This is a genomic window from Lysobacter sp. H21R4 (assembly GCF_015277535.1).
Classification (GTDB): Bacteria; Pseudomonadota; Gammaproteobacteria; order Xanthomonadales; family Xanthomonadaceae; genus Novilysobacter; species Novilysobacter ciconiae.
In genome coordinates this window covers 402,175-421,676 of record NZ_CP063772.1, presented here as the reverse complement: position 1 = coordinate 421,676, position 19,502 = coordinate 402,175, and the positions used below count along the sequence as shown (strand labels likewise).

Sequence of the window (19,502 nt, the reverse complement as noted above, 5' to 3'; positions counted from 1 at the left end):
GTGGCCGGTCACTCCGCCACACTTCCGTGCTTTCCACTGCGACTGCCCCATGGCAAAACTGCTGGTCCTGCACGGCCCCAACCTGAACCTGCTCGGTGAACGCGAGCCGGAGATCTATGGCCGCACGACACTCGCAGAGATCGACGCGGAACTGCGCGCCATCGCGACTGGCGCAGGTCATGAGCTCGCCAGCCTGCAGTCCAACGCCGAGCACGTGCTGGTCGACCGCATCCAGGCGGCCCGCAGCGACGGCACCGCGGTGATCCTGATCAACCCGGCGGCATTTACCCACACCAGCGTCGCCCTTCGCGACGCGTTGGCGGCGGTGGCGCTACCGTTCTACGAGATCCACCTGTCCAATCCGCATGCGCGCGAGCCCTTCCGCCACGCAAGCTACTTCAGCGACCTGGCCGTCGGCGTGATCGCCGGGCTGGGCCCCGCCGGCTACCGCTGCGCAATGGATGCGGCGCTGCGTCGCCTGGCCGCGACGCCGGCCTGACCCCTTCTTCTGGCCGCCGTGCGCGGCCCACCGACACAACCACAGAGGACCTCCCATGGACCTGCGCAAAATCAAGAAACTCATCGACCTGCTGGAAGAGTCCAACCTGGCGGAGATCGAGATCAAGGAAGGCGAAGAGTCCGTGCGCCTTGCGCGCACCCCGCGCGGCACCGTGATGGCGTCGGCGCCGCAGCAGCCGGTGGCGGCCGCGCCAGCGCCGATGCCGATGGCCTCGCCGGTCGAGGCCGCCACCGGCGGCAGCGTCGCCGCCGGAAACGAGCTGCCCGACGGCCACGTTGTGCGTGCGCCCATGGTCGGCACCTTCTACACCTCGCCCTCGCCGGACAAGCCGGCGTTCGTCACGGTCGGCCAGACGGTCACCGCCGGCGAGACGATCGGCATCATCGAGGCGATGAAGATGTTCAACCCGATCGAGGCCGATGCGTCCGGCACCATCCTCAAGGTGGTGGCCGAGAACGGTCAGCCGGTCGAATTCGACCAGCCCCTGTTCGTGATCGGCTGAGGCCGTGGCAATGCTGGACAAAGTCGTCATCGCCAACCGCGGCGAAATCGCGCTGCGCATCCTGCGCGCCTGCCACGCCCTGGGCATCCATACCGTCGCGGTGCACTCCACGGTGGACCGCAACCTCAAACACGTCGCCATGGCCGACGAATCCGTCTGCATCGGCCCGGCGCCCTCGCCCGAGAGCTACCTCAACATGGCCTCGCTGATTTCCGCGGCCGAGGTCACCGATGCGCAGGCGATCCACCCGGGCTACGGCTTCCTGGCCGAGAACGCCGACTTCGCCGAGCGCGTCGAGGAGTCGGGCTTCATCTTCATTGGCCCCAAGGCCGAGACGATCCGCCTGATGGGCGACAAGGTCGCCGCCATCCGGGCAATGAAGGAAGCCGGCGTGCCCTGCGTGCCCGGCAGCGACGGCCCGCTGGGCGATGACCCGCAGACCAACATCAAGATCGCCCGCGAGATCGGCTATCCGGTGATCGTCAAGGCCTCCGGCGGTGGCGGCGGACGCGGCATGCGCGTGGTCCACACCGAGGCGGCGCTGGTCACCGCGATCCAGACCACCAAGGCCGAGGCCAAGGCCACGTTCGGCAACGACATGGTCTACATGGAGAAGTTCCTGGAGAACCCGCGCCACGTGGAGATCCAGGTCCTCGCCGACGGCCAGGGCAACGCGATCCACCTGGGCGAGCGTGACTGCTCGATGCAGCGCCGCCACCAGAAGGTGGTCGAGGAGGCGCCGGCGCCGGGCATCACCGACGAGCAGCGCGCCGAAATCGGCAAGGTCTGCGTGGACGCCTGCATCCGGATCGACTACCGCGGCGCGGGCACGTTCGAATTCCTGTACGAGAACGGCCGCTTCTACTTCATCGAGATGAACACCCGCATCCAGGTCGAGCACCCGGTCACCGAGATGGTCACCGGCATCGACCTGATCCGCGAACAGCTGATGATCGCCAGCGGCCAGAAGCTGCGCCTGAAGCAGGAAGACATCGTCATCAGCGGCCACGCCATCGAGTGCCGGATCAACGCGGAGGACCCGGAGACCTTCATGCCCAGCCCGGGCCTGGTCACCGACTTCCACGTGCCGGGTGGTCCCGGCGTGCGCGTGGACAGCCATCTGTATGCCGGCTATCGCGTGCCGCCGAACTACGACTCCATGATTGCCAAGCTGATCGTGCACGGCCCCGACCGCGAGACCGCGATCGCGCGCATGCGCGTGGCCCTCAGCGAGATGGTGATCGACGGCATCAAGACCAATATCCCCTTGCAGCAGCGCATCCTGGCCGACGTCGGCTTCCAGCAGGGCGGCCAGAACATCCACTACCTGGAGCGGCGCCTGAAGGAACAGAAGGACAAGTCGCTGGCGATCAGCTGAGCCGACCATGCCATTCCTGGAACTCACCCTGCCGTGCACCGAAGTCGAGCAGCCCCGCTACGAGCGGGCGTTGGAGAATGTCGGCGCGCTGGCGGTCACCCTCAGCGATGCCCACGCCGACGCGCCCGACGAGCAGGCGATCTTCGAGCCCGGTGTTGGCGCGATGCCCTTGTGGGCCGAGTTGTCGCTGACCGCGCTGTTTCCCGGCACCACGCCGCGCGAACTGCTGTTGCACGCGCTGGAGGTCGCCGACGATGGCATCGACTGGTCACATGTCGAATTCCGCGAGGTCGCTGACCAGGACTGGGAACGGGCCTGGATGGACCAGTACGAGTCTCTGAAATTCGGCGAGCGCACCTGGATCGTGCCGTGGAACCATGCGCTGCCCGAAGGCGCCGACCGCGACGGCAGTGCCGTGGTGCGGCTGGATCCCGGCCTCGCATTCGGCTCCGGCACGCACCAGACCACCGCCCTTTGCCTGCAATGGCTGGACGGGCTGGCGGGACGCGGCGAGCTGGACGATGCCACCGTGCTGGATTTCGGTTGCGGCTCGGGCATCCTCGCGCTGGCGGCGCTGAAGCTCGGCGCGGCCGGCGCGGTCGGTGTCGACAACGACCCCCAGGCGCTGATCGCCACTGCCGACAACGCCGAGCGCAACAACGTGCGCGACCGCCTCGCGGTCTACCTGCCCGAGGACGAGCCGGCCGCGATGCGCTATCCCGTCGTGGTCGCCAACATCCTCGCCTCCGCGCTGATTTCGCTGGCCGACGAGCTGGCCGTCCGCGTCGCTCCCGGCGGCCGGATCGCCCTGTCGGGCATCCTCGCCGGTCAGGAGGACGAGGTCGTCGCGCGATTCGATGGCGCCTTTGAGCAGCTGCAGGTCGCGCAGCTGGATGACTGGATCCGCATCGACGGCGTGCGTCGGCGCTGACGCACCCGCCTGCGCGTGATTGATTGCGCAGGCCTTGCAGGCAGTCATCTGCCCGCGAGCCTCGGCTAGACTGCAGCGATGTTCGTGCCCTGCCCCCACTGCGGATTCCTGGTTGCGCTCATCGTCGGTCGCGGCGACGCCTCGCAGCCGTGTCCGCGCTGCGGCAAACCGCTGGACGCCGCCGTCTCTAACGACGCCGTTGATCCCACAGGGGCAGACGCCAACGACACGCAGGAGACGACGCCGGTCCGCCCCGCCGAGATCGCCGCGGCAAGTTCCGGGAGCGTGGCATCGCCCCCGGCGCCGTCGGCTCATCCGACGGGTCATGGCGAGGAGCCGGGTCGTGTCGCGACGCCAGTTGCGCCCGGCCCGGGGTCCACGGTCGACGCCACCGCAACCGCTGCGTCACCGGCCGCCGCGGCGAACCCCTCGAGTGTCGTGCAAGCGCGTCCCGCCCACCGGCGCCCGACCTTCGCGCGCACCATCGGCACACCGACCCGCTTCCACGGACCGCGTTGGCCATGGATCGTTGCTGTCGGCCTGCTTGCCGCACTCCTGATCCTGCAACTGCTGTTGCTGCAGCGGGCCGAGCTGGCGGCCAGTGCGCGCTGGCGCCCCGTCATCGCCAGCGTATGCGCGGCGCTGGGTTGCGAGGTGCCGCTGTGGCACCAGCCGGCCGCCTACACGATGCTTGCGCGCGATGTTCGCCCGGCATCCGCCGCGTCCGGCGTGCTCCAGGTCAGCGCCAGCTTCCGCAACGACGCCCCGCTGCCGCAGGCCTGGCCTGTCCTCTACCTGCAACTGACCGACATCAACGGCCAGGCGGTGGCCGCCACGATGCTGCAGCCGGCCGACTACCATTCCGACGCCGCGCGCGAGGCGCCGTTCGCCTCCGGACAGAGCGCCAGCGTCTCGTTCCGGATCGCGGAACCGGCGACGCCGATCGTCGCCTTCAACTTCGATTTCCGATGAAAAGCACTGCCGCGGGTTTTGCCGGGCGGCCGCGCAGGCTAGACTCATCGACTGTCGTCGCCCCGCATAACGCGGCGCACCGTACGCGACAGGCGGTCACTGTCTGGGGGGACACGACTTGAATGCTGCAGCCACTCGCACCGACACCATCCGCTCCGGCAACCGGGTGCCGCTGCGCGATCACGTCGCCACGTCGATCCGTCGTTACCTGCGCGACCTGGACGGCAGCGCGAACGCGGACCTCTACGAGATCGCCCTGCGCGAGCTGGAAATCCCCCTGTTCGCCGAAGTCCTGACGCACTGCGATGGCAACCAGAGCCGCGCCGCCGCGATGCTGGGCATCCACCGCGCCACCCTGCGCAAGAAGCTGCGCGAGTACGGCCTGGTCTAGCCCGCGGCCGGCGCCCTTACAATGGCTGCCCCACCGCAGCCCCCCGTGCCCGCAATGACCGACCTTGTTCCCGTTCGCCGCGCCCTGCTTTCCGTATCCGACAAGACCGGCCTGATCGATCTTGCCAGCGCGTTGACCGCCCACGGCGTGCAGCTGCTCTCCACCGGCGGCACCGCCAAGGCGATCCGCGAGGCGGGCCTGGCGGTGACCGACGTGTCCGAGGCCACCGGCTTCCCGGAGATGATGGACGGACGGGTCAAGACCCTGCACCCGGTGATCCATGGCGGCCTGCTGGGGCGCGCGGGCACCGATGACGCGGTGATGGCCGAGCACGGCATCGATGCGATCGACCTTCTGGTGCTGAACCTGTATCCGTTCGAGCGGGTCTCGGCCGATCCCGACAGCTCGATGGAAGACATCATCGAGAACATCGACATCGGCGGGCCGGCGATGCTGCGCTCGGCGGCGAAGAACCATGCCCGCGTCGCGGTGGCGACCGATCCGGCCCAGTACGCCGCCCTGCTCGGCGAGCTGGCGGACAACAACGGAGCGCTGTCGGCAAAAACCCGTTTCTCGTTGTCAGTGGCGGCATTCAACCGTGTCGCCGCCTACGACGCGTGCATCAGCAACTATCTGTCATCGGTCAGCGAAGATGGCACTCGCTCCGTGTTCCCGGCGCAGGAGAACAGCCATTTCATCAAGGTGATGGACCTGCGCTATGGCGAGAACCCGCATCAGCAAGGCGCCTTCTACCGCGACGCGGATCCGCTGCCCGGCACGCTGGCCACCTTTACCCAGCTGCAGGGCAAGGAGCTGAGCTACAACAACCTGGCCGATGCCGATGCCGCCTGGGAGTGCGTGCGCCAGTTTGACGCGCCGGCTTGCGTAATCGTCAAACATGCCAATCCGTGCGGGGTCGCGGTCGCGGCCGGCAACGCCGAGGCCTATGAGGCGGCGTTTGCGACCGACCCAACCTCGGCATTCGGCGGCATCCTGGCGTTCAACCACACCCTGGACGAAGCCACGGTCAAGGCGATCCTCGACCGGCAGTTCGTGGAGGTGCTCATCGCGCCGGATTACGAGCAGGGCGCACTGGATTACTGCACCAAAAAGGCCAACGTGCGCGTGCTGAAGATCCCCCACGGCGACGGGCGGAACCGGTTCGACCTCAAGCGCATCGGTTCCGGCCTGCTGATGCAGTCGGCTGACAACCGCCAGGTGAGCCGCAACGAGCTCACCGTCGTCTCGACCCTGGCGCCCACCGCGGCGCAGCTGGACGACCTGATGTTCGCCTGGCAGATCGCCAAGTACGTCAAATCCAACGCGATCGTCTACGCCCGCGACCTGCGCAGCATCGGCATCGGCGCCGGCCAGATGAGCCGCGTGGTCTCGGCAAAGATCGCCGGACTGAAGGCCGAGGAAGCAGGCCTGTCGGTCCCGGGTTCGGTGATGGCCAGCGACGCGTTCTTCCCCTTCCGCGATGGCATCGATGCGGCCGCGGCGGCCGGCATCAAGGCGGTCATCCAGCCCGGCGGCTCGATGCGCGACAAGGAAGTGATCGCGGCTGCGGATGAGCACGGCATCGCGATGGTGTTCACCGGAGTGCGCCACTTCCGCCATTGAGTGCGGGACTGCTGCCTAGCTTCCGGTAGTACGGCACCAGCGCCAGCGCGCGGGCGACGACGAACACCACGAACGCCGCCCAGAGCCCGTGATTGCCCCACAAGGCCGTCATGGGCCACGCGGCGAGCAGGTAGACGCCGAGTGACAGCAGGCTCGCGTTGCGCATCTCGCGCGTTCGCGTGGCACCGATGAATACGCCATCGAGCTGGAACGCCGCGACCGACAACACGACGTACAGCGCCGTCCACGGCAGATGCGCGATGGCCACCTCGCGCACCGCCGGCAGCGTGGTCAGGCCGGTTACGGCGGCTGCCCCGAACAGCAGGATCAGCCCGGCCAGGGCCAGCGCGGTACCCGCGGCCAGCTGGCTGCTCAGGCGCACCACTCTGGAGAACCCGGCCCGATCACGCGCCCCCCAAGCCGCGCCCACCAGTGCTTCGGCAACAAAGGCGAAGCCATCCAGGAAGAACGCGCTGAAGGACACCAACTGCAAGAGGATGTGGTTGGCAGCGAGAACCACATCGCCGAAGCGGGCTCCGGCGTTGGCGAACCAGCCAAAGCCGAACAACAGGCACAAAGTCCGCACCATGATGTCGCCGTTGGCGGCCATGGCCTGACGCAGTCGGGCCAGGTTGCGGATCCGCACCCATGGCAGGAATGGCTCCTTGTCGTGATGCCGCTCCCGCAGCAGACGCACCACCACCAACACCGCCACGCCGCAGGTAAGCCACTCCGCGATGGCCGTGCCAAGCCCGATGCCGCGGGCGCCCATCCCCAGTGCACCCGCCAGCCAGATGTCGAGCCCCGCGTTCAGTCCGTTCAACAGCAACTGCACGCCCAACAATGTCCGGCTGCGCCCGAGCCCAATCAACAAGCCACTGCACACGAACAGCGCCAGCGCTGCCGGCGCGCCCCAGATGCGCGCACGGAAATAGGCTTCCGATATCGATTCCACCTCGTCGCTGCCGTCCATCAGCCCGAAGTACAGCCAGGTTGTCGGAACCTGCAGCGCCATCAACGCAACGCCCAAGCCAACCGCCAGCAAAATCGCGCGCCCGACCGTCGCACGCACCTCCGCCTCGTCGCCTGCGCCTGCCGCCTGCGCGGTGAAGCCGGTAGTTCCCATGCGCAGGAACCCGAAGCTCCAGTAGACGAAGTTGAACAGCAACGCGCCCAGCGCCAATGCGCCCAATTCCGCCGCGCTGCCGTAATGCCCGATCACAGCGGTGTCGATCAGTCCCAGCGTCGGCACCGCCGCGTTGGCAAGAATGATCGGCCACGCCTGCCGCGCGATCGCGCGGCGCGTGATGGTGGAGGCGTTCAGGGGTGGCACTACCGGCATGACGGGCATGATGCCCGCTCAAGCGCCCCGAGGCCTATCTACAACACGCAGACGGGCCGCCTATCGAAGGTCGGCGCCACCGGGATTGACTGCGCCGGAGCGCAGGCGAAGTGTGCTCAGGATCGAGTCCCACAAGGCCAGCGCCTCGGCGTCGTCACGGAACGGTGCGTCCATTATCTCGCCGTCCCCGTCATCCTCGTCTGTGGTTGAAATGCGCAATCAAGCCCGAGGAGCATGAATCCGGCGAAGTTCATAGTAATTGGCGCTGCTGAAGTCCGTCATCTTGGTACCACCGGACAGGGAGAAGTGCTCGAATGAATCGTGTACATAGCGCTCGAAGAACAATTCGACAGCGGTTGGCACCACACCGCGCTGTGGCGGGAATTTCGATCCTCCACGCCCGGCTTCTGTACGGGCAAGAAAGCGTAAAAGATGCGCCATCCTGCGGAACTGCTTGTCGTCAGGATTACCGTAACCGTTAGTCAGTGCCTTGCGTTTCATTTCCACGTCTTCCATCGCCAGCCCGGCATCAATCCAAGACCAGTACAACTCCATATGCGAGTTGAAAACCTCACTCAATGTGCCGTTCTTTCGCTTAACGTGCCGCATGTAGTTGCCTAATGCAGCATGATGCTCGGGGGGCACGTCGAAGGATGGGCGGTACGTCCGCCCCCAAAGCTCTGACCTCTGCATCTCCGAGAGGGATCTCATCTTCAAACCGGCTCCGCGCGCGTGGTCGAGCATTTGTAGAAGCGCCAATCGTGCCAATTTGTCATGACGCCCTTGCTCCCGGTCAGCATAGCCACCGCCCACGTCCGCATGGGCACCGGGGTGGACGATCTGCGTGTACCGATTGGTTCCCAAGCCGGTCAGCGGGAAAGCATCGCGCAGTTCGTGGGCTGCAACAATATGCGCGCATTTTTGCACATAGCCAGGAAGACTGACCTTCACCAACTTCGGCCGTTTGTTCGTACCGGCGCCGCCCACCGACTCGACAGTGTCGAAGAGTCCCAGAAATTTAATGTTCAGGGGAACACCGTCATAGGTCAGGTCGCTACCCTTTCGCTTGACCTTGCTGTGGCTGGCCAGCCAGTTCACGAATGCACGGGCCTCAGTTGCACCGCGAGAAAATCCGAAGGCTGCAAGATTTATCTCGTCGACCCGAGTCAGCGACTGTTGATGGTCGATTGCGGACTGGAGATCAAACACCGCCTTTTCTAGTCGGACCTCCAATCCGTCGCCAAATCCCTTGTTCCAGAGACTGTCTCGTTCGCTGTAACCGGCCTTGTCAACCCAACGCACTGAATCCTTCGTTGGGACTGCGACTCTTTCATGCCGCGCTTCAAATTCGAATGGAGTTCCGACTCCCTCGTAGTAATACCTCAGGACTGCCCCTCGTCGATCATCGACATGAGCATCGAACAGCCCAGCTACGTTACTGTGATTTCGGGGAAAATCGTTTTCACGATGATTTCCCGTCCCGTCAAAGAAAAAGCTGATCCACAGGGTCACACGGCAGTTGACGCACGCGGGACCGCCGGACCTTTTGCCAGTCTTCTCCCTGGCTCGCGCTACCATATTTTCCACGGCCCGGACGCGCGGGCCGATCACTTCGTCCTCACCGCTCATATTGTCCACCTCCATGTAGTCTCAACGCGCTCAACGTCGTATTCCGGCGCTAGTTAAATTCCGTTTAAATAATAGAGGGACAGTGTTACCCCTACCGTCCACGCTCCATGTACTCGGAATACTGATATCGCTCTGGAATCATCATCCAGTCAATATCCACTTCTTTTACGATCCCTAGCGCTTCCAGCTGCGCATTTAGAAGATCACTGCGCGGGCCGATTCCGATACCCAAGGTCGTTTCGATGACAACTCGGCGCCCTGGAAGCACGTGCACGATTGCCGTGCTTGCGCCTTTCGGCCATGGGTTCTCGATCGTCGCTTGGACTGTGTACGGATCAGCTATTCCTGGGGTGATCTCTACCGGGACCGTATCGAGCGTAGGCGCAAGCGCCATGCAACAGCTTCCGCCGCCACCAGTGACGTTCCCTGGTCGCACCGCCTCATAGCCGGTACCAGCCAGCTCTCCGTCTACGCGAACTTCGGCAATCACTTCATCTGAGTAGTTGAAAACAACACCCGTCAGCCCATCTATCTTATGGTCGACGCGTGATTGGCTACAGCCAGTAGCGGGCCACATCAGCACCCACAACATGGCGGAAATGGTCGACATTCTCCCCACTAACATTCTCCCTAACGTTATCCCACGTACCCGTGCGAAGGACGCAACTAGCCCAACAAAATCATTCGCTATGAAGCGCATCCAAAACCTCATCCAACTCACGCCAGCGTTCCACGGGAACCCGGTCGATTTCTTCGCTGAATCCCGTTCCATGGACACGCGAGCGTTTCAAAGCCTCAGCGACAGGGCCAACTTGGTCGAACCCTTCCGGGAGCTGGAGACTAAGCACACAGTAGAGGGCAACGTCCTCCTCGCGGCTCAGTCCGTGCATGTGCGCGTGATGCATCCGCCGTTGTATCAAATCGACCTGCTCGCATTTGTCCATGCCGGCCAACAGTGTCGAGTCGGTTTCGTTTGCCTGAAAGATGATCGTCAGTGGCACTAGTGCAAGATCAAGCGCTTCCAGTTGCTGTTGGTCCAGCTTCAGCACCGGCGGGCTGGACACGCCGGCTCCGGGTGATTCGATAGCCACCGGGTTCGAACACAGGTCGATCATCAGCCACTGCGATGCGGGGCCGAGGAGTGCTCGCTTCTGGTCGGGTCTCAATAGCGGGGACAGCGTCGAAAGTACCACTACATCCTGAAAGCGGAACAACGCGTTACCACCGGCAGGTTGCGGCATGCGGACGCGCTGGAGCAGGTGTTCCAGAAGACCCTCGCTCTGGAGCATCACGAGAAAGCTGGCTGCCTGTCGGTGGAATGCTTCGGCAAAAATGCGCTCCCATCCGGGGGCCTCGAGCGGCGCCGTAAACAGCCGCGGACCCTTTGCGCGTACCGATGCCGAATACTTGGCATAAAGATTGGGCAGCGCGGCAAAAGATTCCTCGCCAAAACCCAGCGCTTGTCTACAGGCGTCGGTATCTGGATAGCGGGACGGGTCGATCAGCGCGACACAGCGGCTTTCCGCTGGGCAGGCACCGAACACCCACTTTTGAAGGGCATCAGGCGATTGGAGTTTGCCGGCTTCCATTGCTCAGTCCACCCTGATAAAGGCGCTGTTGGTTTGGGCAGCTTGCTCCATGCACGGGGCATCCCGCTCGTTTTCGGGCCAAGCAACGAATTCGCGATTCAAGGTGGTTGGCCCCACAAACGACTTCTTCGCCGCATGCACGGTGATGTTGCCGGGGCATTCGATGACGATATTTCCCCCTTCGATGGTGATGCTCGCGCCGCCACTGGTGGCCATGTGCACCGTTTTGCCGGCGGCAAGATCGACCTCGGCGTTGGCGCTGACCACTTTGAGCTGGTCGCGTGACTGCAGCTTGATCTCGTCCTTCTGCGCCTGGATGTCCAGCTCGCCCTCGGCGGTCACCAGTGCCAGCGCGTGCTCGCTGGTGACATTGCCGTCCACTGCGCCGGCCAGCCAGCCGACCGCCTGGCCGGCGTGGATGCGCAGGTCGCCGGCGACGGCCAAGTTGCTGTCCTCGCCGCTGGCCATCGTCAGGGTCTCGCCGACGCTCCAGTGGAGGCTCTGACCCGCCACGATTCCGATGCCGGCGGGGGCCGTCAGTCCGATGATGGCGTCACCGCTGTGGGGAACGCGGCCGTCACCACCGGCCGGGTTGCGCTCGGGGGCTTCGTTAGTGCCTTCTCCGAACGCGGCACCGGTCACCACGGTTCCCGCGCTTGCCAGCAGTGCCTCCAACGGGGCCTGATTCTCTATCAGTCGCGAGCTGTTGGCGGCTGTCGCGCCCTGATGCGCAGCCAAACGGACGGTCTGGTGGGTGGTGGCTATCTCGTTGAACGAACCGGCCAGTTGGCTGGCCTGCCTCAACAGAGCCAATGCGGCGACGTGTTCGCCCGCCGGGGCCTCGCCATCGTTGGCGGTGGCACTGATCCACAGGCCGCGCTCGCCCCGAACGGCGCCCCACTGGTCGGTACGCAGCTCGAAGCCCTCGCCACGGAAGCTGCCGCGGTAGTTGTCGGATTGATGGATCAGGTGGCCCAGGTTGAGCTGGGTGGCGGCATGGGTGGTCGCCAGTTGCAGGCGCAGCTGGCCGTCGCTGTCGTCAAAGACCAACCGGTTATGGCCATCGCCACCGAACTCCTTGGATTTGAACCCGCTCATCGCGGCGGCGTTACGGTGGCCGTCGGCGTCCGCGCTCATGCCGTGCCATGCGGGCGCGTTGCCGCCGGCGCGGTTGGCCTGGGCGCTGGCCCGGTGGTCGGCGGCTTGGGCAAACAGGTCGTTGGCGTCGGTGGAAGCGGCCGCACCACCCGGGGTCGGGGCGATGCCGCCTTCGCCTTGGCCGTTGTACAGCGCACCGACGACCATCGGGCGGTCGATGTCGCCGTCCAGGAAGCCCACCAGCACTTCCTGGCCGATGCGCGGCAGGAACTGGCTGCCCACGCCGGGGCCGGCATAGCGTTGGGCGACGCGCAGCCAGCAGCTGTCGGCGGCAGTCGAAGTGCCTTGGTCGGTCTGGAAGTGGAACCTCACCCGCACGCGGCCGAGTGCATCGGAGTGCAACTCCTTCACTCCAGACGCGTGCGGGGAGCCACCATCGCCGACGACGATGGCGCTCTGGTAGCCGAGCGCGGTCGGGCGCGGGTTGATGCGCCGCCCGGTGTCATCAGCCAGCACTGGCCGCCAGGGCAGCTCGCGCGGGACGGCAATGAAGCTGTTCCCATAGCCGACGGCTTCGGCGCGGGCCCAGATTGCCTGCCAGTTCTTTGCGTCCGATCCGTTCCCATCTGCAGCGGACGCGATCAAGGCGCCCGTGCCGGCCGAAAGTGACGCCGCGCGATCCCCGCCCGCTCCAAAGGCATCCGGTTCCGCGATCGGCGGCGCGGCGCCCAAATGCTCCGAAGCACCCTCGCGCACGGCGTCGGGCAGGTTGTTGATGCCGGCCTGTTGTATGTCCACCAGAAGCAGCTCCGGCGGCGCATCGCCGTTGACCGGCGCCTGGGTAAGCGCGAACCACTGGCCTGCGCGAAAGCTGCGCACCGTCGAGCGCCCCAGCCAGCGCGCCCCTTGCGCTCGTGCCGCATCTGCCAGCAACCCGGCGTAGCGCGCGGCCTCGGCCTGACTGGCAAAGCTGTAGGCACCGGTGGGGTCATACGACTCCAGCTGCAGGTCGCTGGCACTTTCATCCATCGGAACGCCGGCCGCCAGCGACATGCTCTTGTAGTCGTGGCTGAGCAGGGTGATGTCGGTGGCGGTAATCGAGTGCTGCGCGCCGAGGGCCTGCACGGTATCGCTGGACTCGGTCGCGTCGCTGCGGTGGAAACGGATGCCGCCAACGACTTCAGCGGTTTCATCCTGCGGGCCATCGCCGCTGCGCGCGAAGAGCACCAGCTCGTGACCACCTTCGCCCGTCTCCTGCAACCGCCAACCCAGGCCCTCTTCCGCAAGCAGGCGACTGACGAAGTCGAAATCCGTTTCCCGGTATTGCACGCAATAGCTGCGCGGTCGCACCTGCGCCAGGAACGGGCCGACCTCGTCGCCGGCCTGCCAGTTGGCCAGCGGCGCGTAGTCATCGAACACCGCCTCGACGATCTCCAGCACCGTGCGGTCCTGGAACACGCGGCTGTGGCGGCCCTGGGTGAGCAGCCAGGTCCACGGCACCAGGCACAGGCGGTACCTGGCCAGGCCGCCGTCGCTGCCGACGCACTCGGCCTGGCGGATCAGTCCCGACCGCGGGATGCGTCCGCCGTCCGCGGCGCGGGTCGACAAGGTGGCCGATTGGCCGAGCAGCGCGTCCAGGTCCAGACCGGCGTCGGTTGAGAGCGCGTCAATCCACCACTCGAAGCCCTGCGAAAGGCTCTCACGGCCCAGCCAGCGCTCCACGATCAGATCGGACGACGCGCCGCCCACGGCCAGTGCGTACAGGCGGTCGGCGTCGCGATACCGGGACAATGCGGCCAGCACGGCCTGGGGAACAGATACTCCGCTGCTCATGTGCCTCTCCATGGACAGCTCAATACTAGGGCAGTGGCCGACGCCTTGCATCCGTGGCGGGCGCCCAAAGCGGGTGCCCTGGTGACCGGAATGCACGCGCAAGCGTAGGTTTTTACCGCGAAACGGTGTGGGTCCGGCGACGGTGCCCAACACACGGGCTTTCGCCCGGCCCTGATATACACAGGACGCACGCTTGGGCCGCTGTTGGCAGCACGCCCGACGGCGCGCACGCCGGTAGTCCCGCTCTAACGGAGCAGCCCGTGAAACCGATCAGATTCTGCGATGAGCAGCAGCACGTCCTGGTGACCGGCGCGACCGGCTTTATCGGCCAGGAGCTGGTCCGCGCGCTGCTGGACGACGGCCACACGGTGACCGCGCTTTCGCGTGATCCGGAGCGTGCCCGCTCGCTGTTCGATGGCTTGGTTCATGCGGTCGGCAACATGGCATCTCTGCCGGACGATCATCGTGTCGACGTGATCGTGAACCTGGCCGGCGCACGGATCCTCGGCGCGCGCTGGACGGATCGGCGCAAACAGATGTTGATGCAGAGCCGGATCGGCACCACCCGCAGCCTGCTGGAGTGGATCGCGCGCAGCACGCATAAACCGGCGCTGCTGCTGAACGGCTCGGCGATCGGCTACTACGGCGTCCGACCCCAGGGCGACGACACGCCACTCTCGGAAGACAGTCCACCGCAGCCGGTATTCATGTCGCAGCTGTGCCAGGCGTGGGAGGCGGAAGCAGCCAAGGCCGCCAATTGCGGGGTCCGTGTGGCGTGCATGCGCTTCGGGCTGGTGCTGGGGCACGGCGGCGCGCTGCCGATGATGCTGTTCCCCTTCAAGCTTGGCCTGGGCGGGCGGACCGGGACCGGGCGGCAGTGGTTGTCCTGGATCCACATCCACGACCTGCTGCGCGGTATGGCCCATCTCTGGCCGCGCGAGACCACGCGCGGGGAAGACAGCAGCCAGGCGTCGCCCGCGCCGGTCGAGGCCTACAACTTTGTTGCCCCCGGCGCCGTCCATCAGGCCGACTTTGCCAAAGCCGCGGCCAGCGTTCTCCACCGACCCGCATTGCTGCCGGCGCCCGCATGGCCGCTGCGGCTGGCGCTGGGCGAGCAGTCCGACCTCGTGCTGGAAGGCCAGCGCGTTGTGCCCAAGGCACTGACCGCCTCGGGTTTCGTGTTCGACTTCCCCGATATCCGGCCGGCGCTGGCATCGTTGTGCGGACCCGTCCGGCCGATCGAGCGGGTCGGGTAAAATCGCCGGCCACGCGTCAGGAAACACACCGCAATGAAAATCCTCGTCATCGGCTCCGGCGGCCGTGAGCACGCGCTGGCGTGGAAACTGGCCGGGTCAACGCGCGTCTCCGAGGTGCTGGTAGCGCCGGGCAATGCGGGCACCGCGACCGAGGCCAAGTGCCGCAACGTCGATCTGGCCGCGACGGACATTGACGGCCTGCTCGAGCTCGCCGCCCGCGAGAACATCGACATGACCGTGGTCGGGCCCGAAGCGCCCCTGGTGGCCGGGGTCGTTGACCGCTTCCGCGCCGCCGGCCACCGGATCTTCGGACCCAGCGCCGCCGCTGCCCAGCTGGAAGGCAGCAAGGCGTTCGCGAAGGACTTCCTCGCCCGCCACGGCATCCCCACCGCGTACTACGCCGTCCACACCGAGGTCGATGCTGCGCTCGCCTACGTCCGCGAGAAAGGCGCGCCGATCGTGATCAAGGCCGACGGCCTCGCTGCCGGCAAGGGCGTGATCGTGGCGATGACGCTGGCCGAGGCCGAAGCGGCGGTCATCGACATGCTGCAGGGCAACGCGTTCGGCGCGGCCGGGTCGCAGGTGGTGATCGAGGAGTTCCTGACCGGCGAAGAAGCCAGCTTCATCTCGCTCGTGGACGGCGTGACCGCGCTGCCGATGGCGACCAGCCAGGACCACAAGCGCGTCGGCGACGGCGACGCCGGCCCCAACACCGGCGGCATGGGCGCCTATTCTCCCGCCCCGGTCGTCACCGACGAGATCCACGCGCGGATCATGCGCGAGGTGGTCGAGCCGACCGTGCACGGCATGGCGGCCGACGGCATCCCGTTTACCGGCTTCCTCTACGCCGGACTGATGATCGACGCGGACGGCACGCCGAAAGTCATCGAGTTCAACGTCCGCTTCGGTGATCCGGAGACCCAGCCGATCATGCTGCGCCTGCAGTCGGATCTGCTCGATCTGATCGAGGCTGGCATCGATGGGCGCCTTGACCAGGAGCAGGCGCAGTGGGATCCGCGACCCTCGCTGGGCGTGGTGATGGCGGCGGCGAACTATCCCGACACGCCGCGTACCGGCGACGTGATCCGTTTCCCGGCCGGCATTCCGCCGGAGACCGACAACGGCGGCGACAGCAAGGTCTTCCACGGCGGCACCAGGCTGGTCGACGGCGAGATCGTCACCTGCGGCGGCCGCGTGCTCTGCGTCTGCGCACTGGGCGAGGATGTGGCGGCCGCGCAGCGCAATGCGTACCGGGTCGTCGACCGGATTCATTGGGACGGGGAGTTCCACCGCCACGACATCGGCTGGCGGGCGATCGCGCGCGACTGATGGCAGCGCTCCGGCCGTTGCGGAGTCGCAGGCGAATCCGTAGCCGCGCGCAACGCTGCACGCAACCGGTCTGCTAGGCTCGCCGGCACTATTTCGGGGAATTCCATGGCAGACGGAACGCCGCCGGCAGACGGGACGCCGCCACCGGGCAGCTCGCACAGCCAATACGCACTGCTGCGCCAGCGCCGCTTCCTGCCGTTTTTCCTGACCCAGGCGTTGGGCGCGTTCAACGACAACGTCTACCGGCAGGCCATCATCGGCATGCTGTTCTGGCTGGGCGTGAGCAGCGCCGACAAGACGCTCTACACCAACTTGGCGCCGGCGCTGTTCATCCTGCCGTATTTCCTGTTCTCCGCGCTCGCGGGGCAGATCGCGGAGAAGGTCGAAAAGTCCAGGCTGATCCGCATCACCACAGCGATGGAGATCGCCATCATGTCGCTGGCCGCGGTCGGCTTCATGACCCAGAACCTCACCGTTCTTCTGGTTGCCCTGTTCGGCACCGGCCTGCAGTCGACCCTGTTCGGCCCGGTGAAGTATTCGATCCTGCCGACCGTGCTGCACCCGCGCGAGCTGACCGGCGGCAACGGGCTGGTCGAGATGGGCACCTCGATCTCGATCCTGGTCGGGATGATCATCGGCGGCATGGTGTTCAACGCCGCCGGCGACAACGGGCCGTGGGTCGCCGGCGCGCTGGTGATCGCGCTGGCCGTCACGGGGCACCTGGTCAGCCGTGCGATTCCGCCGGCGAGCGCGGGTGCGCCCGAGCTGAAGATCAACTGGAACCCGATTCCCGAATCCTTTGCCGTATTGCGCCTGGCCAAGAAGCAACTGGCGGTGCGCAACGCGGTGCTCGGCGTGTCGTGGTTCTGGTTCGTCGGCACCGTGCTCACCTCGCAGCTGCCCACCTACGCGGAGGTCAACCTGGGCGGCTCGGCGACGCTGTACATCTTCGCGCTGGCGATGTTCTCGGTTGGCACCGGCGTGGGCTCCTTGCTGTGCGAGAAGCTCTCGGCGCGCACGGTGGAAATCGGGCTGGTGCCCTTGGGCGCGTTCGGCATGACCACCTTCCTGCTCGATCTGTCGCTCTCGCGGCCCGACGCGGCGGGCTTGACCGGCCTCGACGTAATGGGCTTCCTGCAACAGCCGGGCGGCTGGCGGACCACCATCGACCTGCTCGGCATCGGCCTGTTCACCGGGTTCTTCGTGGTGCCGCTGTTTGCGCTGATCCAGAGCCGCACGCCCAAGTCCGAGATGTCGCGCGTGTTCGCCGGGCTGAACATCCAGAACTCGGGCTTCATCGTGCTGGCCGCGGTGCTCGGACTCACCCTGCAACTGCCGTCGTTTGAGGTCGCTGGCGTGCGCGTGCCGATGCCCGAGCTGGACATCCCGCAGGTGTTCCTGGCACTGGCCATCGCCAACGCGGCGGTGGCGCTGTGGATCTTCACCATCGTTCCGGAATTCCTGATGCGCTTCCTGAGCTGGATGCTGGTGCGCACGTTGTACCGGCTGCGGCCCAGCGGCATCGACCGCATTCCCGACGAGGGCGCAGCGCTGGTGGTCTGCAACCACGTCAGCTACATGGACGCGCTGATCCTGGCCGCCTGCATTCCGCGGCCGGTGCGCTTCGTGATGTATTACCGGATCTTCAACGTGCCGGTGATGCACTGGTTCTTCCGCACCGCCAAGGCGATCCCGATTGCCGGTGCGCGCGAGAATCCGGAACTGATGCAGCGCGCATTCGACGATATCGACGCGGCGCTGGCGGAGGGCGAGATCGTCTGCATCTTCCCGGAAGGCTCGCTGACGCGCGACGGCGAAATCGCCGCCTTCAAGTCGGGGGTCGAGAAAGTGCTGGAGCGCCGCCCCGTGCCGGTGATCCCGATGGCGCTGCGCGGCATGTGGACCAGCATGTGGAGCCGGCGCAGCGCACGCGCCGAGGCGGGCCGGCTGGGCCGGATGCGTGCCCCGCGTGGCTTCCGCGCGCGGGTCGAGGTGGTTGCGGCGGCGCCGATGGACGGCGCGCAGGTGGATGCCGGGATGCTGGAGGCGAAGGTGCGCGAACTGCGCGGGGATCACGCCTGAGCGCCGGTCTGACCTCGTTATGTCAGCTGACGAAGCCGGCAATCACGAACAGCGCCAGCACCGCCAGCCACGCCAGCAAGCTGCGCCAGACCAGGCTCATGGCATCGCGCAGCTCGGGCAGGTCCGGGGGCGCGATGCCGACTGCAGGCGCGACGATCCCGCTCTCGGTGTCTTCCTCATCCGAGACCCAGACATCGCCCTGCTCGCTTAGCTCGCTGTTGACGCTGGCCCGCGCCGCGGCGCCAAGGAAGCGGCTGCTGAGCCGCAAGGACGCACCCTCGGCGTTGCGCCACGCGCTTAGCACGCTATCGAAGTTCCCCACCAGCGCCAGCGCCAGGGTCATCAACTGCGCCACCGGCCACTCCAGAACCGCCAGCCAGATGCGCGCGCCCTCGCGGGTGGTGGACGGTACCTCGCCGGCGATGGGGCCGACCGCGGCGAGCACGCTCAGGCGATAGGTGATCGCGCCCACGGGGCCGAGCACCAGGAACCAGAACAGCACCCCGAACCAGCGTCGCAGGGCGTTGCGGAACACCGCTTCCACCAGGCCGGAGCCGCCACCGGGGGTCTGCGCCTCCGCGACCATCTGCGCGATGCGCTCGCGCCGGCTGGCGCGGTCGGGAGCGTCCAGGATCGCATCGACATCGCGGTCCAGATCACGCGGCCCCCAGGACAGGAACAGCACCGCGGTACCGAACAACAGCCCGGCAATCCCCCACAGCCCGCCGTCCACCGACGCCTGCAACACGCCGATGACCAGCACCGGTGGCAGGAGGATCAGCACGACGCCCCAGCGACCCCGCCAGAATCCGTCCTCGCCAAAGCGACCGTTGCACCAGGCGATCAGGTCGCGGTACCAGCCGAAATTGCGGACGGTGGCCGCGAACGACGGTGCCAGATGGCCCAGGACGAGCGCCACGATGGTGGCGATCAGGGTGATGGACATTGGCTGGCTTCCTCCTGGTTCACGCCGTGCAGTTCACGTCGCGCGGGTCACGCCGTGGAGTTCACGTTGCGCGATCACGCG

Annotated in this window: 17 protein-coding genes; 10 read left to right on the top strand and 7 right to left on the bottom strand. The window is 66.4% G+C overall.

Translation table 11 applies throughout. From position 1 onward, the window contains the following. Window positions 1-49 precede the first annotated feature (49 nt). The 7 genes from aroQ to purH all read left to right on the top strand — a co-directional run bounded on the left by aroQ (window position 50) and on the right by purH (window position 6,317). Window positions 50-499, top strand: a complete 450-nt coding sequence (aroQ, locus tag INQ40_RS01880) for a type II 3-dehydroquinate dehydratase (protein WP_194341333.1) — start codon at window positions 50-52, stop codon at window positions 497-499. Window positions 500-554: 55 nt separating this feature from the next. Further along, on the top strand, window positions 555-1,022 hold the full coding sequence (gene accB, locus INQ40_RS01875) for an acetyl-CoA carboxylase biotin carboxyl carrier protein (protein ID WP_193985739.1): 468 nt from the start codon (window positions 555-557) through the stop codon (window positions 1,020-1,022). Window positions 1,023-1,032: 10 nt separating this feature from the next. Then, window positions 1,033-2,400: an acetyl-CoA carboxylase biotin carboxylase subunit gene (gene accC / locus INQ40_RS01870; protein ID WP_193985737.1), complete on the top strand. Its 1,368-nt coding sequence runs from the start codon at window positions 1,033-1,035 to the stop codon at window positions 2,398-2,400. Window positions 2,401-2,407: 7 nt separating this feature from the next. Next, window positions 2,408-3,331, top strand: a complete 924-nt coding sequence (prmA, locus tag INQ40_RS01865; RefSeq protein WP_194341331.1) for a 50S ribosomal protein L11 methyltransferase — start codon at window positions 2,408-2,410, stop codon at window positions 3,329-3,331. A gap of 438 nt (window positions 3,332-3,769) precedes the next feature. Then, the gene (locus tag INQ40_RS01860) at window positions 3,770-4,303 is read left to right on the top strand and encodes a DUF3426 domain-containing protein (protein ID WP_194341329.1); all 534 of its coding nucleotides are present in this window, start codon (window positions 3,770-3,772) and stop codon (window positions 4,301-4,303) included. A gap of 118 nt (window positions 4,304-4,421) precedes the next feature. Further along, entirely contained in the window at window positions 4,422-4,694 is a 273-nt protein-coding gene (gene fis / locus INQ40_RS01855; RefSeq protein ID WP_193985732.1) for a DNA-binding transcriptional regulator Fis, read from the top strand. Between the two features lie 54 nt (window positions 4,695-4,748). Next, window positions 4,749-6,317, top strand: coding sequence for a bifunctional phosphoribosylaminoimidazolecarboxamide formyltransferase/IMP cyclohydrolase (gene purH / locus INQ40_RS01850; RefSeq protein ID WP_194341328.1), 1,569 nt, complete (start codon window positions 4,749-4,751; stop codon window positions 6,315-6,317). Here purH and INQ40_RS01845 read toward each other — a convergent pair. The 6 genes from INQ40_RS01845 to INQ40_RS01820 all read right to left on the bottom strand — a co-directional run bounded on the left by INQ40_RS01845 (window position 6,289) and on the right by INQ40_RS01820 (window position 13,808). Then, window positions 6,289-7,668 carry an MATE family efflux transporter gene (locus tag INQ40_RS01845; RefSeq protein ID WP_228482087.1) on the bottom strand — a complete coding sequence of 460 codons (1,380 nt, stop codon included), beginning with the start codon at window positions 7,666-7,668 and terminating at the stop codon, window positions 6,289-6,291. The two genes, purH and INQ40_RS01845, sit on opposite strands and share 29 nt — an antisense overlap. 51 nt (window positions 7,669-7,719) lie before the next feature. After that, complete coding sequence (locus tag INQ40_RS01840) at window positions 7,720-7,833, bottom strand: T6SS immunity protein Tli4 family protein (RefSeq protein WP_194341326.1); 114 nt, start codon at window positions 7,831-7,833, stop codon at window positions 7,720-7,722. 45 nt (window positions 7,834-7,878) lie between these two features. Then, window positions 7,879-9,303: a DUF2235 domain-containing protein gene (locus tag INQ40_RS01835; protein ID WP_228482085.1), complete on the bottom strand. Its 1,425-nt coding sequence runs from the start codon at window positions 9,301-9,303 to the stop codon at window positions 7,879-7,881. Between the two features lie 76 nt (window positions 9,304-9,379). After that, window positions 9,380-9,898, bottom strand: coding sequence for a hypothetical protein (locus INQ40_RS01830; protein ID WP_194341324.1), 519 nt, complete (start codon window positions 9,896-9,898; stop codon window positions 9,380-9,382). A 70-nt stretch (window positions 9,899-9,968) separates the two neighbouring features. Beyond that, window positions 9,969-10,877, bottom strand: a complete 909-nt coding sequence (locus INQ40_RS01825) for a DUF4123 domain-containing protein (RefSeq protein WP_194341322.1) — start codon at window positions 10,875-10,877, stop codon at window positions 9,969-9,971. A 3-nt stretch (window positions 10,878-10,880) separates the two neighbouring features. Continuing rightward, the gene (locus INQ40_RS01820; RefSeq protein WP_194341320.1) at window positions 10,881-13,808 is read right to left on the bottom strand and encodes a type VI secretion system Vgr family protein; all 2,928 of its coding nucleotides are present in this window, start codon (window positions 13,806-13,808) and stop codon (window positions 10,881-10,883) included. Window positions 13,809-14,110: 302 nt separating this feature from the next. Here INQ40_RS01820 and INQ40_RS01815 point away from each other — a divergent pair, with 302 nt between their 5' ends. From INQ40_RS01815 to INQ40_RS01805, 3 genes are all read left to right on the top strand, one after another. Further along, entirely contained in the window at window positions 14,111-15,064 is a 954-nt protein-coding gene (locus INQ40_RS01815; protein WP_255524277.1) for a TIGR01777 family oxidoreductase, read from the top strand. Window positions 15,065-15,097: 33 nt separating this feature from the next. Continuing rightward, window positions 15,098-16,393 carry a phosphoribosylamine--glycine ligase gene (gene purD / locus INQ40_RS01810; RefSeq protein WP_194341316.1) on the top strand — a complete coding sequence of 432 codons (1,296 nt, stop codon included), beginning with the start codon at window positions 15,098-15,100 and terminating at the stop codon, window positions 16,391-16,393. 105 nt (window positions 16,394-16,498) lie between these two features. Then, window positions 16,499-18,475, top strand: coding sequence for an MFS transporter (locus tag INQ40_RS01805; RefSeq protein ID WP_194341313.1), 1,977 nt, complete (start codon window positions 16,499-16,501; stop codon window positions 18,473-18,475). 22 nt (window positions 18,476-18,497) lie between these two features. Here INQ40_RS01805 and INQ40_RS01800 read toward each other — a convergent pair whose 3' ends face one another. Continuing rightward, on the bottom strand, window positions 18,498-19,421 hold the full coding sequence (locus INQ40_RS01800; RefSeq protein WP_194341311.1) for a cobalamin biosynthesis protein: 924 nt from the start codon (window positions 19,419-19,421) through the stop codon (window positions 18,498-18,500). Between the last annotated feature and the right edge of the window lie 81 nt (window positions 19,422-19,502).

What these genes read in the sequence shown, in the direction of transcription:
- INQ40_RS01825 (WP_194341322.1), bottom strand. Translation starts at nt 10,877, where the DNA reads ATGGAAGCCGGCAAACTCCAATCGCCTGATGCCCTTCAAAAGTGGGTG.
- INQ40_RS01830 (WP_194341324.1), bottom strand. Translation starts at nt 9,898, where the DNA reads ATGTCGACCATTTCCGCCATGTTGTGGGTGCTGATGTGGCCCGCTACT.
- INQ40_RS01800 (WP_194341311.1), bottom strand. Translation starts at nt 19,421, where the DNA reads ATGTCCATCACCCTGATCGCCACCATCGTGGCGCTCGTCCTGGGCCAT.
- INQ40_RS01840 (WP_194341326.1), bottom strand. Translation starts at nt 7,833, where the DNA reads ATGGACGCACCGTTCCGTGACGACGCCGAGGCGCTGGCCTTGTGGGAC.
- INQ40_RS01820 (WP_194341320.1), bottom strand. Translation starts at nt 13,808, where the DNA reads ATGAGCAGCGGAGTATCTGTTCCCCAGGCCGTGCTGGCCGCATTGTCC.
- purH (WP_194341328.1), top strand. Translation starts at nt 4,749, where the DNA reads ATGACCGACCTTGTTCCCGTTCGCCGCGCCCTGCTTTCCGTATCCGAC.
- purD (WP_194341316.1), top strand. Translation starts at nt 15,098, where the DNA reads ATGAAAATCCTCGTCATCGGCTCCGGCGGCCGTGAGCACGCGCTGGCG.
- INQ40_RS01805 (WP_194341313.1), top strand. Translation starts at nt 16,499, where the DNA reads ATGGCAGACGGAACGCCGCCGGCAGACGGGACGCCGCCACCGGGCAGC.
- accC (WP_193985737.1), top strand. Translation starts at nt 1,033, where the DNA reads ATGCTGGACAAAGTCGTCATCGCCAACCGCGGCGAAATCGCGCTGCGC.
- INQ40_RS01835 (WP_228482085.1), bottom strand. Translation starts at nt 9,303, where the DNA reads ATGGAGGTGGACAATATGAGCGGTGAGGACGAAGTGATCGGCCCGCGC.
- INQ40_RS01845 (WP_228482087.1), bottom strand. Translation starts at nt 7,668, where the DNA reads ATGCCCGTCATGCCGGTAGTGCCACCCCTGAACGCCTCCACCATCACG.
- aroQ (WP_194341333.1), top strand. Translation starts at nt 50, where the DNA reads ATGGCAAAACTGCTGGTCCTGCACGGCCCCAACCTGAACCTGCTCGGT.
- accB (WP_193985739.1), top strand. Translation starts at nt 555, where the DNA reads ATGGACCTGCGCAAAATCAAGAAACTCATCGACCTGCTGGAAGAGTCC.
- prmA (WP_194341331.1), top strand. Translation starts at nt 2,408, where the DNA reads ATGCCATTCCTGGAACTCACCCTGCCGTGCACCGAAGTCGAGCAGCCC.